Source organism: Reichenbachiella sp. (assembly GCF_039941815.1).
Lineage (GTDB): Bacteria > Bacteroidota > Bacteroidia > Cytophagales > Cyclobacteriaceae > Reichenbachiella.
The window spans coordinates 218602-234857 of record NZ_JBDVDW010000050.1 but is presented as its reverse complement, the minus strand read 5'-3'; the positions used below and the strand labels follow the sequence as shown (position 1 = coordinate 234857).

General features: G+C 43.8%; 3 protein-coding genes. All 3 read left to right on the top strand.

Features of this window, described 5'->3' with window-relative positions:
• The first annotated feature begins 300 nt into the window (after window positions 1–300).
• The 3 genes from ABJF11_RS11750 to ABJF11_RS11740 are packed head-to-tail and all read left to right on the top strand — an operon-like array spanning window position 301 to window position 16237.
• Complete coding sequence (locus tag ABJF11_RS11750) at window positions 301–12606, top strand: PKD domain-containing protein (protein WP_348120050.1); 12306 nt, start codon at window positions 301–303, stop codon at window positions 12604–12606.
• Between the two features lie 17 nt (window positions 12607–12623).
• A complete protein-coding gene (locus tag ABJF11_RS11745) occupies window positions 12624–13574 on the top strand; it encodes a type IX secretion system membrane protein PorP/SprF (RefSeq protein WP_348120049.1) in 951 nt (316 codons plus the stop codon).
• 17 nt (window positions 13575–13591) lie between these two features.
• Window positions 13592–16237, top strand: coding sequence for a carboxypeptidase regulatory-like domain-containing protein (locus ABJF11_RS11740; RefSeq protein ID WP_348120048.1), 2646 nt, complete (start codon window positions 13592–13594; stop codon window positions 16235–16237).
• Window positions 16238–16256 lie beyond the last annotated feature (19 nt).

The window sequence follows — 16256 nt, the reverse complement described above, 5'->3', positions numbered from 1 at the left end:
AACGTTCATGGAAGATTCATATACTTTCGTCTAATAAAGAATGTCTAGTCCAATGTGGGTTTGCATGTAGCTTTTATCGGACATATCATTGCCGCAATGATAGGAAGACAGGTAGGCTATGAGATAAAAAGGCAGGCTAATTGAAAACTGATTTCTAAGTTTTTCTTTCACAGTACCGATTACAAATTCGTCACCAGAATGGGGTCTCCATTTGGGTCAATTGAGAGTAATTCTCAATCCCTAATAGACCCAGATATTTAATGTGCCAAGCGCATGACCCAACTAACGAATCGAATATTTATGAAGAATTTCAGGAGTTTAGCTATAGCCGTTATACCAACAACCATATTGGTATTCATCTTAGCCTTACAAGCAAATGCACAATCAGCCCTTTTCACTTCCAACCTCCCGAGCGACAGTAACTGCGGGGGTGCCCAAGTGGATTTCACAATGGATGATGAAACGGGCGTTTTGGAATATGAGTGGAATTTTGGAAATGGACAAGCTGTAGTCGGTGGCCCATATGCAGGTGCAGGTAGCACAAATGCCTCCACCACATATATTACCTCTGGCTCATATACTGCTCAGCTGACTATCAATGGCAGTACCACCCCAGTAGTAGAAACTGTGACCATCAATATCTATGATGCTCCATCACCTGCATTTGAAGCAACTAACGAGACTGATCAGGGATGTCTGAATCCAAACTTTACTGCAGAATTTGATTATACCGCCGCCACCACTGACATAGTACAATGGGAGTACAACTTTGGTGATGGGTCTGGTAATGAGATATACACTGCTGCTGGTGGTAGCAATGGAGACGTTACTCATCAATACTCTGAACCCGGAACCTATAATGTGTTTTTGACCGTGACTGATGTAAACGGCTGTACTCAGTTTTTATTTCAGCCAGGAATAGTCACGGTCAGTTCCACTCCAGTGGCTGATTTTAGTGTTGGCACCTTGTCGAGTGGAGATCTGCCTATTTCGGTTAATTTTCTGGATGCCTCCACTGATGACGAAGATGCCATCGCCTTCTATGAATGGTCAGTTGAAAAACAATCAGACCCAGGGGTCTCAATTGCTAGTAGTACAGATCAGGATGCTACCATAGAATTTACAGAATACGACGATTATGAGATCATTCTTACAGCAATCATCTCCCCGGGAGAGTGCTCGCACTCAGTTTCTAAATCATTTTCTCTAAACGAAAATACTGTTGCTTTCACTCCTGCAACCAATCAGGTCATCTGTATTGGTACCGACGTCTCCTTTACTAATACGTCGACGGATGGCAATGGCAGTACCATGACCTATTTGTGGGATTTTGGCGACGGCAATACTAGTACAGATGAGCATCCTACATATGCGTATTCCTCCGCAGCTGGTAGCCCGTATGAGGTGACTTTGACTGTGGATTTTAGCGATGGTAATCAAAAGACATTAGTCAAATCCAATTTTGTTACTGTCTATGAAGCGCTGAATGCTACAATAAGTGCAGATCAGCAAGAGGGTTGTGAGGCATTTGATGTGAATTTTACGGCTTCAGCCGGAGGTGTGTTATATGAATGGGACTTTGACTATGATGGCTCCACCCCAAATTTTACAGTCTCGTCCGCTTCAAACCTGGCTTCTCATAGCTATAGTACGGCTGGTGAATATGATATCTTGCTACAAGTGACAACAGCATCTGGATGCGTGGAGCAAGTGTTGGAAAGTGATTTTATACAGCTTGCTGAACCTGTTCCTAGCTTTGTAATAGGAGTAGATGAAGAGGAAGGTTGTGTGGGAGACCTTGTAAATTTTGATGCTAGCGGTTCCACAAATTCTCTGCCTTCCGGCAATAGTGGAATTGCATCTTATCATTGGGATTTCGATAATGACGGCAATGACGATGACACAGGCATCACCACGTCATATAATTACCCTTCAGAAGGTACCTATTCGGTTAAATTAAGAATCGTGACCGATGCTGGTTGTGAAGCTGAAGTGGTGTACGGTGATTATGTCAAAAGAGGATTGGTGCCTACAGCAGGTTTTAATATAGGCCAGACTGATTTGTGCATTGGTACTGAAGTTGACTTTACAAGTACTTCCACTGCCAATGCTGGAAGCGCTCTATTGATAGACAACGTAGAATGGAATTTTGACGATGGTACGGTTGTCACTGGAAATCCATCTGATGATGCTGGTCTGAACACCCCAAGTCATACTTATGAGGACGATACCGAGGATGACGGTATAGCTTATACTGTCGAAATCAAAGTATCCAGCAATGGATGCGAAGCCAGTACCACTCAGCAGTTGGATATTAATTATCCAGTTGCTAGTTTTTCAGTGAGCGGAGACGATTTCAACTGTTTGAATGATTCGCAAAATACAACTTTCGATGCTTCAGCCAGCGAAGGTGTAGAGGAATACCGTTGGGAATTTGGGGATGGTAGTGTAGAACCAGCTTCTGGATATACCACTGGAACAGATCCCTCGACCACTTACGAGTATTCTACATCAGGTGATTTTACTGCTACACTATTTGTCAAAAACAATACAAATTCTTGCGAGCACTCTGCAACACAGGAAATCAATGTGTCGATCGGAACCATTGGTTTTACTGCCGACGTTACAGAATTATGTTACACCTCCGAGACTGTTTCATTTACAAATAGCTCTACCACAAACACCACAGGAACTACCACGTATTTATGGGATTTTGGCTCTGATGCCAGCCCGGCTAGTGCTACTGGATTTACGCCACCATCGGTATCCTACAGCTCACCAGGGCTGAAGACTATTACCTTGACACAAACTGAATCACACGGTTGTGTAAGGGTCAGTACACTCAGTGACTACATTGAAGCCAAAGGGCCAGTGGCAGATTTTAGTTTTGTGTCTACCAATACCAACGACGCCGTTCAGTGTTTAGAACCCAATCAATCAATGACTTACTCAAATGAGTCTACTGTTTTTGGAACAGGAATCTCTGCTGTTGCGTGGTCATGGGATTTTGGTGATGGGGCGAGTCCGGCTACTTCTAGCTTGGAAGATCCATCTGGTACACCAGTAACTTACAGTTCTTCTGGTCAAAAAACCATTTCGTTGTCAGTCACCGATAATGAAGGGTGTATACATACCGTGACCAAAAATACATCGGTATCTGTACCTGATCCCCTGGCATCATTTGAAACAGATGCAAGTTCGTATTGTATCATTACTGATGCTTCCAATAAGGAAGTGAGCATCACCAATAATTCATCAGAAACCGTGTTGAATTCAATTGCATCATGGTCATGGGATTTTGGTACAGATGCTAGTCCAGCTTCCTCAACCGATGAAAACCCTACAGCTATTGGTTATACTTCAACAGGGGTCAAAACAATTACATTGATCGTTACCACCACAGATGGATGTATTAATAGCACCACCAAAGACATTACAGTGTATGAAGCCAATGCCAGTTTTGCCGTGGCAGACGCCACCTTGGACTGTGCTCCACAGATGGCTACCTTCACTGATACTTCTAACGATGTAATAGCATGGGAGTGGGATTTTGGAGATCAGTTTGGATCGACCTCCACGCAGCAGCACCCTACGCACATGTACATTTTGCCAGGAGAATATGAAATTACTTTGACGACTACAAGTGCCGGCGGTTGTCAGCAGGCTTCTACTGCTGAAACGGTAACTGTGGATGGACCCTATCATACCACATATGATTTTACACCAAATAACGGATGTATAGAAGATGACCCTGAGGTTGACTTTGATGTTACAGGATTGGTGAAAGTCGACAAGATGCAATTGGATTGGGGAGATGGAGCACCAGCTTTCAACGAGGACAATATGATTATTGATTTGGAGACTTCTGTAAGCACGTCACACATTTATAATCACAACGGAGATATTGGGACCTTCACTCCAATTCTGACATTAACAGACGATTTGACTCAACCCGGTGCTTGTGGATCATACATTTTTCCTGCACCAGACAAGGTGATTATTAGCTCCGAGCCAGTTCCATCATTTAGCTCCCAAGCTATTGTCGGCAATGGATGTGAAGATGTAGAAATCCAGTTTACAGACGGAACACAACTCAATGGAGGACTGACCGACCCAAGATATCCTCTCACCCAATGGACATGGGATTTTGGAGATGGAGGGGGATCTACTGAAAAGAATCCGAGACATGCCTTTACCTCCGACGGAACATTTACTGTGACTCTGACTGTAGCGACAGCTTTCGGCTGTGAGGCCTCTACCACGGAGGATATTCTCGTGAGACCTGGCATTGTTGATGTAACAACGGCCAACACACAAACAGTTTGTTCGGGTGATACCCCAGCAGTACTTGACGCAGCTACACCTACAGGTGGTACTGGATCATACACCTACTTATGGGAAACCAGTGATAATCAGACGGATTGGACGGATGCCACTGGAACCAACGACCAGGAAGATTATACCCCCGCAGCGACATCACCATCAACAGAAACCACGATTTACTTTAGAAGAGTTATTACCTCTGGCCCTTGTGATTTTACTTCAGACAATTATGCCATCACCACTGATGTAACTTCAGACGGAGGGTCGCTATCTTCCGATGCCACAGAGTGCTATGGAGAAAATGAAGCTATTCTAGTGCTAAGCGGAGAAACAGGGAGCATTGTGAAGTGGCAATCATCTACCACCAATGCTTTTGCAGGAGAAGAAGTTGATATTGTAAATACTACTCACACCTTGACATACACCGATCTGACCACCACGACCTATTATCGTGCTGAGGTTAAGAATGGCGTATGTAACGCGGATTATTCCGCCGTGGCTACTATTACGGTTCTGCCTGATTTTACCGGCAATGTTATCGGCGCTGATATTGTATCCTGCGAAGATGCGGCCGCGGCAAGTATTACTGCCACAGCTCCAGGAGGCAGTAATGGTAACTTCACCTATCAGTGGCAGAAAAGTTCAGACAACTCCACTTTTACCGATATAGGAGGCGCTACTTCCAACTCCTATAGCCCAGGTACCTTGATTACAGATACATGGTTTAGGAGAATAGTTATTTCTGACGGTAATTGTGAAACTACAAGCGGAAGCCTCAAGGTAGAAGTTTCACCGTTGCCAATAGCAGGACCAGACCAGACTACAACTAATTCGACAGTTGCTATGGCTGCAGATGATTCTGATTTTCGCGCTTCGGATGGGGGCAACTGGACAACGAAAACCAAACCAGCGGCGGCAACTCCAAATATTAGCACCCCTACATCACCTACAAGCGATATAACAAATCTCATTCCGGGAGATTACACTTTTACCTGGACCGTTGACAATGGAACCTGTACTATGTCTGAGGATGTGGACGTCACTATTGAGCCATTGATTCAGATAAATGTTTCGCCAGCATCAGTAGACGAAGATGGAGCCACAGATTTGGTTTATACGTTTACGTCCAACGGAGCCATCAGCACTCCTCTTACCATCAATTTCGATGTAGATGGTACAGCCACTTATAATACTGATATCAATAGTGATGACGCTACCACATTCAGCAACACGTCTGGGACGGTCACCTTACCAGCATCAAGCACCTCTGTGGATCTCAATGTCACGCCAGAAGACGACCTGTTCATTGAAGGTGATGAAACCCTGGAATTAACCGTGGTTGCAGGTACCCGTTATGGTATTGACACTCCTGCTGCTGCCACAGGCACCATAGCCGATGACGATGATGATGATGTGAGATGGATTCTTACCAAAGACAGAGACGGAATAGAAGGAGGACAGTCCCTACGATATAGAGCTACACTACAAGATGCCTCAGCCAATGAGCTAGAGAATCAGACTGGAAGCAACCTTTCGGTAAAAATAGATTTCACAATGGGGACTGCCATTTCAGATGATTTTACTACTTCTGTGACACAGAAAACAATCAATATCAACAACGGATCCGCCTCGAATACACGCGCGCTGAACATTGATGACGATTTGCTCATAGAGTTGTCTGAAACGATAACGGCAATTCTTTCTGATCCATCCATCGGATCAATTACCACCGGCGCTATTGGAGCCAGTGTGATTGACAACGATGCTCCCGAACTAAGGATATTGACCACTCAAAATGGAGTAGAAGGTGGAAATGATATAGAATACAATGTCAAATTAGTGAATAGTTCTGGTACAGATCTGACAAACGAAACAGGTGCCTCATTTACAGGGACCATTGCCTTTTCAAATTCGGCAGACCTCAGTGACCTGACAGAATCCTCATTTCCTACAACATTTAGTATTGCGGATGCTACAGGCAGCACCACTTATTCCTTTGACCCTATTGTAGATACATCAGTAGAATTTGAGAGTCTAACCGCCACTATATCTGCGCCAGTAGATAATAATGGAATTACTCCAAGCATAGATATCTCCGCAGCTACAGCAACTATCGACGATGATGTGGATATTAACATTGCATGGACTCAGGACGGAGATGAGACCGGCCCGGTCAATGTTCAGTATACAGTGAACTTGACAGGAGCAGGCGGAGTCAATACCAACGATACCGGGTCGGACATTACCGTGGATTTGACCTTTTCTGATGACGCAGTGGCAGCAGATGTCGATCCGGCCTCTTTCCCATCGTCTATTGCTATACCTGATGGAAGCTCATCAGCACTGATCGACCTCGTGGTAAATGATGATTTGTTGGTAGAGGGCGATGAAAACTTAAATGCCGAAATCAGCAATCCAACGACGGGAGTCTCGCTTGGTACTTCTGATGCAGATGCTATCATCGCTGATAACGATGATGCAGCAGTAGTAAAAGTAGACGTTGAATGGGTTCAGGATGGAGAAGAAGACGGAACAGTACCTGTTCAATTTAGAGTTAAACTTCATGATGGAACCAATCCTTTGACTAATGCTACAGGTATTGACATTACTGTGGACATTGCGTTTATCACTGGATCTGAAACAGCTCAGGCTGATTTCTCAACCACTTTTGCATCTCTTACTCCAGTGGCGATTGCCGATGGTGAAAGCAGTGTCTTAATTTCATTAAATGTAGTTGATGATCTATTAATTGAAGAAGATGAGCTAATAAGAGCAACGATATCCAATCCTACCGGAGCCACCATAGATGCGGCTTCTGCGGATGCAGATGTAATTGATGATGATGATGATAATGTCCATATCAAAATTACTACTACACAAGACGGTGTAGAAGGAGGCGATAATGTCAAGTATGAAGTCACACTGACCGATTCCAATGATCGAAATGGAAACGATCTTACCAATGCTACTGGTACTGATTTCACTGCAGATATTGCCTTCAGTGATGCGACGCAAGCAGATTTCAATACAACATTACCCACCGATATCACGATTGCCGATGGATCATCGACGGTCGAACTAGATTTTGATGCTTTGGTAGACACCAATGTTGAAATTGAAGAACTAATAGCCACCATTACAAACGAGGCGCATGCTACAGTACCCGTCGCCATTGTAATAGATCAGGACGATGCGGATATTGATGATGATGCCGTGTTAGAAATAGTGAAAACGCAGGATGGAGCCGAAACAGGACCGGTTAATATTATTTATACCATACAACTGACAGATGGTGCCGGCACGGATTATTTTAATACTTCCGGAGCCCCTATTACTGCCGATGTATCTTTTAGCGGCAACGCAGAAACCACTGATATTACAGGTGGCTTGGGCTCGACTACAGTAAGTATAGCTAGCGGTGGAGACAATGACCAGACACTAACGCTCACTGTCATTGATGATGCTGTGCTGGAAATTGATGAATCAATAACTGCCACAATTTCGAATGCTTCTTCGGGTGTTTCTATTACATCTACCGCAGGATTGCAGTCAGCCGAAGCAGATCTCGTTGACAATGATACAGCTTCCATCACGATCTCTGATGAGACCGAAACAGAGTCCTCAGATTTAGAATTTACGCTGACCTTGACTAATGATGTAGAAGGAGACGTCAGTGTAGATGTGAGCTTTGGAGGAGGAGATGCCGAAACTAATGACTATGTAGAAGGCACTCAAAGCTTCACTTTCACTGGTGGTACTGCTGGCACTAAAACAGTGACCGTAGGTACTACAGATGACGGTACCTTAGAATTGGATGAAACCTTCACCGCTAGTCTGACCCTTACTGGAGGTAATTCTGAAGTAGATGATAGTGATACCGGCGAAGGCACAATTACAGATGATGATGACGCTACAGTGACTATCAATGATGCAGATAACACCGAAGGATCAGGAATAGTTTTTGATCTTGATTTAAGTTCTCCGGTAGAAGGAAATGTAGTAATAGACATTGATTTCACGAATGTGACGACCGAAGCTGGGGATTTTACAGCAACTCAGCAACAAGTCACATTTACTAGTGGAAGTACAGCTACACAACAAATTACTGTCGCGACGTCCGATGATGCGCTGCTAGAAATAGATGAAACCTTTACCGCATCACTCAGCCTCAACAGTGGACATGCAGATGTGGTGGTATCAGACGAGGGTACGGGTACAATCACCGATGGTGATGATGCGACCGTAACTATCAGTGATGCCACAGTCACCGAAGGAGGTGACTTGAGCTTTGATGTCATATTGGATAAGAATGTAGATGGCAATGTTGTGGTGGATGTCAGTTTTGTTAATGTGAGTACAACAAACGATGACTACGTTGAGAATACCCAGACCGTAACTTTTTCGGGAGGCACTGCAGGTACAGAAACTATTACCGTTGGGACCACGGATGATGGTCTGCTGGAAATTGACGAAACCTTCACTGCACAGTTAGCCTTAGGGACAGGAAATGTAAGTAACGAAGTAGACGTCTTAGATACTGGAGCAGGTGAAATAGTAGACAACGAATCTGCAGACGCTGACTTGAGCGTGACTCAGCATGGCAATGAAGCAGGCCCTGTAGATATAGTCTACACCGTGACACTAAGTAAAGTGAACAATACCGGATCGGCCATCACCTTCGATATAGATGACGACCTGACAGGCACCGCCAGTAGTGGCAATGATTACACCGCGATAGCCGGCGGGGCAACAATTTCCGTAGCCAATGGTTCTGATACAGGTACTTTGACTGTAGTAGTCACAGATGATGCGTTACTAGAGGCAGATACAGAAACTGTGGATGCTACGATATCCAACGCTTCGAATGGAGACATTACCATCACCACCCCGTCCGCGACCGCTAATATCACAGACAACGATGCAGCAGATGCTGTTTTGAGCGTGACCCAGCATGGCAATGAAGCAGGCCCTGTAGATATAGTCTACACCGTGACACTAAGTAAAGTGAACAATACCGGGACGGCCATCACTTTTGATATTGATGATGAGTTGTTGGGGACATCTACAGCAACCAACGGTGATGATTACACATCAATAGCCGGGGCAGCGACCATCACTATCGCTAATGGCTCATCGACTGGAACACTTACGGTGGTCGTCACTGATGATAGCGAACTTGAAGATAATATCGAAACCATGTCAGCCATCATTTCGAATGCATCCAATACAGATGTTACCATCACCACCCCGTCCGCAACTGCTAATATCACAGACAACGATGCAGCAGACGCTGACTTGAGCGTCACTCAGCATGGCAATGAAGTAGGCCCTGTAGATATAGTCTACACGGTCACGCTAAGTAAAGTGAACAATACCGGGACAGCCATCACTTTTGATATAGATGACGACCTGACAGGCACCGCCAGTAGTGGCAATGATTACACCGCGATAGCCGGCGGGGCAACAATTTCCGTAGCCAATGGTTCTGATACAGGTACTTTGACTGTAGTGGTCACAAATGATGCGTTACTAGAGGCAGATACAGAAACTGTGGATGCTACGATATCCAACGCTTCGAATGGAGACATTACCATCACCACCCCGTCCGCGACCGCTAATATCACAGACAACGATGCAGCAGACGCTGACTTGAGCGTGACCCAGCATGGCAATGAAGCAGGCCCTGTAGATATAGTCTACACGGTCACGCTAAGTAAAGTGAACAATACCGGATCGGCCATCACTTTTGATATTGATGATGAGTTGTTGGGGACATCTACAGCAACCAACGGTGATGATTACACATCAATAGCCGGGGCAGCGACCATCACTATCGCTAATGGTTCATCGACTGGAACACTTACAGTGGTCGTCATTGATGATAGTGAACTTGAAGATAATATCGAAACCATGTCAGCCATCATTTCGAATGCATCCAATACAGATGTTACCATCACAACTCCATCAGCTACTGCTAATATATCTGATGATGATAGTGTGACAGCGTCCCTATCTGTTTTAACTCATGGAGATGAAACTGGACCAGTAAATATTGTATTTAGAATGACGCTGTCTAAGGCTAATGATACAGGTTCCATTATTACTGCTGACTTTTCAGATTTGGGTACAGGTACCGCTACCAGTGGCAGCGATTATACCGCAATAGCTGGATCTGCTCAGATAGCAATTAATATAGGTGCAACTACAGGTGATATTACCGTGACAGTTACAGATGATATGATCATAGAATCGGTTACTGAGACTTTGATCGCACAGATTTCAAACATATCCGAGGCAGACGTATCTATCATTACCGCATCAGCTACCGCCAATATTGAAGACAATGATACACCGCCATTTGTAGAGCCAGAATCAGTTTCAGAATCTACCACCGAAGACATTGATTTAGCATTCAGTACTTCAAATAGCAACGAAATTCTGATTACCGATGTGGATGAAGATCTTCAGGATGTAACCATCACCATAACCAACGGGATATTGACATTGACAGAAGTCGGAGGAGTTACCATAGTTGGGAATGGAACCGCAAGTATCACAGTTGAGGATGTGTCGTTGACAAATATCAATACCGCTCTAGAAGGATGTATATTTTCTCCAACTGAAGATTACTTCGGTGCCGCCACGATTACTGTTACGACTTTAGACCCTAAAGGCGGTACAGATACAGATGTGATCAACATTGATGTGACCACCGAAAATGACCCTCCTGTGGCCAACGATGACCTTGGAAATATTGAAGATGAGGACACAGCCATTGCCATCGCACTTATAGGGGACAATGATACAGATGTAGACGGCAATGTTGAACCATCCAGCATTTCGTTAATTGATCCAGACGATGCTTCAAACACAGGAAATAGTAGTACACCTTTGGTCATAGACGGAAAAGGATCTTATACTGTGGATACCAATGGCAACGTCACATTTACGCCAGAAGATGAGTACAACGGAGATGCTAGTATCAACTATACTATAGAAGACAATGAAGGAGCACTTTCGAATGTAGCCTCTATCGGAATCACCATCAGCCCAGTGCAAGATCCACCAGTTGCAATAGACGATACAGCTACTACTGCAGAGGATACACCCGTCACTATTTCTCCATTGTCAAACGACTTTGATGTGGACGATGATGTACTCACAATTACGTCAGCCACACCGGATGAGGGTACTGTCGTGATCAATTCTAATGGGACCATTACGCTGACACCTCCGGAAGACTTTCTTGGCACCATACTCATTACTTATGAAATAAGCGATGGCAATGGTGGAACAGACACAGCAATTATTACGGTTACCATTACCAATGACCGATCAGTTACGCTGACTTTGCAAGAAGTGTGTGTGAATGATGTGCCATATGTTGATTATGAAATCAGTCCAGTTGGATTTACTCCCACGGGACTGGCGCAAATAGATTGGGTGAAAAGCGACAATGAAGTTGCAGAGACCTTGGGTGATCAACCACTTTCAGGGCGATTGCTGTGGCCCGGTGCAGAGACAGACGAAAACGGCAATGGTATCAATTGGCCTGGATGGAATTATACCAATAGTGAGTGGGTCCAGGTAGAAGATGGATTGAGAAATGGGATGAGCATCCGAGTCTCTGTAAATCCTGAATTGACACTTTCGGTTTCTTATCCAGCCGCTACGGATGCATGTGCAGCTGATCCTAACAACCCACCTGAGGCAGAAGATTTGGAAATCGAGGTGCAAGATGAGTATGTCGGCTCACTAGAATCATTGGTGTCAGACCCAGATATTGAAGATGAGCTAACATTTACTACAGAGGCCATCGAAGAACCGGCCAACGGGGTGGTCATCATCGAAGAGGATGGAACTTTTACCTACACTCCATTTGTCGGGTTTATCGGTGAAGACACCTTCGTTTACGAGGTCTGTGACAATTCTACAATCATGGCCTGTACAACAGCTACTGTGACTATTACAGTGCTGGAAGGAGAGCAAGAAGCTACTGTGCTCAATACAGTTATATCATCCACTAGTGCTTTTCCTTATGACAGATTGCAGATCGAGGATATAGAAAACTTCCCCGACAATACCGTGAAGGTGTTCAATCGATGGGGCAATGTGGTATGGGAAATCGAAGGATATGATAATCGGGAAAATGCATTTTCGGGCGTTGGAAATGGAGGAGGCGTATTCGGCTCTAGCGGAAAACTCCCTATCGGCACCTATTTCTATGTAATCGATCTGGGCAGGGGACGTGCACCACTCAAAGGTTTTGTAAGAATTCAATAATATCAACAGAGAATAATATGAAGAGTCTAAAAATTATTATCATCACATTGACGCTGTTGGTACTAGGCCGTGAATCAAAGGCACAGCAGCAAGTCATGTTCACTCAATATATGTTCAATCAGCTAGCCCTCAATCCTGCATATGCTGGAATCCACGAAGGAATCAGTACAAGTATTTTAGCCAGATATCAATGGGTCGGCTTCGATGGTGCGCCTAAGACACAGACGTTTTCTATTCATAGCCCAATAAAATATAGATCAATTGCGCTTGGAGCCGTATTGATTCGTGATCAAATTGGAATTACGGATCAGTTCGGTGCCTATTTTAGTGCAGCCTATAGAATCAATTTTGTCAATCATACCAAACTTTCATTTGGCTTACAAGCAAGTTTTAATCAATACAAGGCTGATTTCACAGAGAATGTCAATAACGATCCTAGTTTGGCCAATCAAAATATCAACGATATTTCTCCAAACGGAGGTGCCGGCATTATGTGGCATTCCGATAGATTTTATCTTGGATTTTCTGTACCGCAGTTGCTAAATTATACCGTAGGAGATGATCTGGAAGTTCCTGTCAATCCTAATACTGGTCAGGCGACAGATCCGGATGCAAAGCTAATCAGGCATTACTTTTTGGCCGCAGGTTATGTATTTGATCTCAGTCATAATTTGAAGATGAAACCCAATTTATTATTCAAGTGGGTTCAAGGTGCTCCATTTCAGATTGACGCGAACGTCAACTTCTTGATCAATGAACTTGTATGGCTAGGCGTAAGCTACCGGTCATTGGATAGTTTTGATGCCCTTTTTCAGCTACAAGTTACTCCACAGTTTCAGCTGGGATATTCCTATGATTTTTACACCACTTCTGACATATCACGAGTTAATAGTGGATCTCATGAGATCATGATCAACTATGTGTTCAATTCGCGAAGTGATAAAATAGTTACGCCACGATATTTCTAACCCAACAGACCTTGAAGATGAAAAATAGAAATAATGTTATTGTCGGTTCTATTGTGCTTATCGCATGGATGAACATGGTTCTGCCCACGCTATTGTCTGCCCATACGGGAGACTCATTGAGTGTAACGAAGCTTAAGAAATATGAAAGAACCAAGCTCAGAGCGGCGAATTATTATGACGATTACGCTTACGCTAAAGGGATACTAGTATACAAGAAAGTGCTCAATATTTTACCGTCTGACGACACCGTCAAATTGGATATAGCCAAAGGCTACTTTTTGGTCAATGATTTGGACAGTGCGACCATCTGGTATGATCGAGTTTTCGCCAACAATATTCAAGGAATATCCTCCGAACACTATCTCAACTACGCCGAGGTTTTGACTAGTAAAGGGAGATACATTGAAGCGCGAGAATGGTACCTAAAGTTTGAAGAGCTACACCCTAACGATCGAAGAGTAAAAGATAGACTAATAGGATTGGATCAAATTTTTGAGTTTTATAAAGACTCGGTACGATTTGAGATTTGGCATGCAGCTTTCAATTCCACCACTTACGATTTTAGCCCTAGCTATTTTGAAGATCAGGTACTGTTCGTGTCCGCTAGAGAAACGACCAAAGGAATACAATTTCTAAAACCTAAATATAAATGGGATAAAACCTATTTTCTGAACTTGTTCAAAGTTGATTCCGCCAATCATGCACATATTTTTAATCGAAAGATCAAATCAAGTTATCATGAGGGGCCTGTAGCCTTCTATAATGGCGACACTAGAGTCATATTCACCAGAAATAACTATACAAAAGGAGAACTCAGGTTCAACAAAAAGAAATTGCACGTACAGGGAGCAAAAGCCGAAGAGAGTAAAGAAGGAATCAACAAACTAAAGCTTTTCTTTTCAGAGAAAGAAGAAAACGGTAGTTGGACTACCCCTGATGAACTTTGGTTCAATAGCAACGAATACTCAACAGGCCATCCCACCGTGAGCAAGGACGGAAAGAGGCTCTACTTTGCATCAGATCGAGAGGGAGGTCTCGGTAAGACGGACATTTACCGATCTATATGGTACGAAGATGTCTGGGGCGAACCGGAAAACCTGGGAAACATAATCAATTCTGAAGGCAATGAGATGTTTCCTTTTGTAGACGAAAACGAAATCCTATATTATGCCTCTGATGGACACAAAGGATTAGGTGGCTTAGACATCTTCAAAGTAGACCTGAAAAAAATTGGTGACCAACCCGTCAATATGGGCTATCCCATAAATTCTTCTACAGATGACTTCGGGGTGATCATCAAGGATGAAGGAGTGAAGCAAACAGGGTATTTTGCCTCAAATCGGATAGGTGGCCTCGGATTGGACGATATTTATGGGTTTAGTTTTGAGAAAAGAAGAGCTATTCCAGGCAAAGTAGTCGACTTGCTTACTGGTGTGCCATTGGACAGCGTAAATATTGCAGCCCTCAATCAAAACGGAGATACAACCAGTCAAGTATTGACTATGCAAAATGGACTTTTCAATTTCCCTTATGATTGGGAAAGCAGTTACACTGCTACTGCAATCAAGTCCGCATATACAAAAGATAAGCTCACCTTCACTCCGTCTGATATCCCAGCTGGGGATACTATCATCTTGAGAATCACAAAAGAATTGCTGATCATCCGTGGTACCATCACAGATGAGATCAAAGGAGATACGCTAGATGCAGCTCGTATTATTGTCAAAAATGAAACTACCGGAGACCAGTTTGGGATGAAGACAAGAGAAGACGGTGCATACTCTTTCATTGGGCAGCCCAACACCAGCTATTCGTACACAGTCAAAAAACATCGATTTTTTACAAAAAACAGCCAACTCAACACTAAGAGTCAACACACAGGTGAGATAATCCATGATATACAATTGGAGGAAATAGTAATAGGTAAGCCCATCGAGCTTGATGATATTCACTTCGATCTGGCCAAGTGGAATATCAGACCAGATGCAGCAGAAGAGTTGGATAAATTTACTGGACTGCTAGACGAGAACCCATCTATTATTGTGGAATTGAGCACACATACAGACTGTCGAGGGAGCGATCCATACAATCTTAATCTTTCTGACAAACGGGCTAAGTCATCAGCTGAATATGTGATTCAGCACGGTATTTCAAAACAAAGATTGGCAGGTAAAGGCTATGGTGAAACCAAACTTCTCAACAAGTGTGACGACGGCGTGAAATGTTCGGAGGACGAACATCAAATCAACCGACGTGCTGAATTTATGGTGACTGGCTTCTTACCAGCTGTAGAAAGTGAAGAGGAAAAAGCGCTGTTGTGGATTTCGCCAGATTATATTTCTGCCAACATGTCCCAAAATGCCAAAGAAAAAGTCGTGTTTGTGGACCACGGAGAAAGTGGAACCGTGACATTGAGCGGCACCGTGACGGATGAATCAGGAAACGCCATGGGTAATACGCTGATATCGGTAATGGAAAAAGGCAAACGCAACGCAACACAGGTCAAAACTGATCAGCAGGGCAATTTCGAATTTAAAGCACAACCGAATAAGACGTATCGGATTGTAGCTCAAAAGCAAGGATATCTTGAAGAAGGTCTTGAAGTGAAGGTTCAGTCCTCAGCCGTGAGTGACTTAAACCTTGAATTAGCAAAAACGGATTGACCCAAACTATTTAGATGAA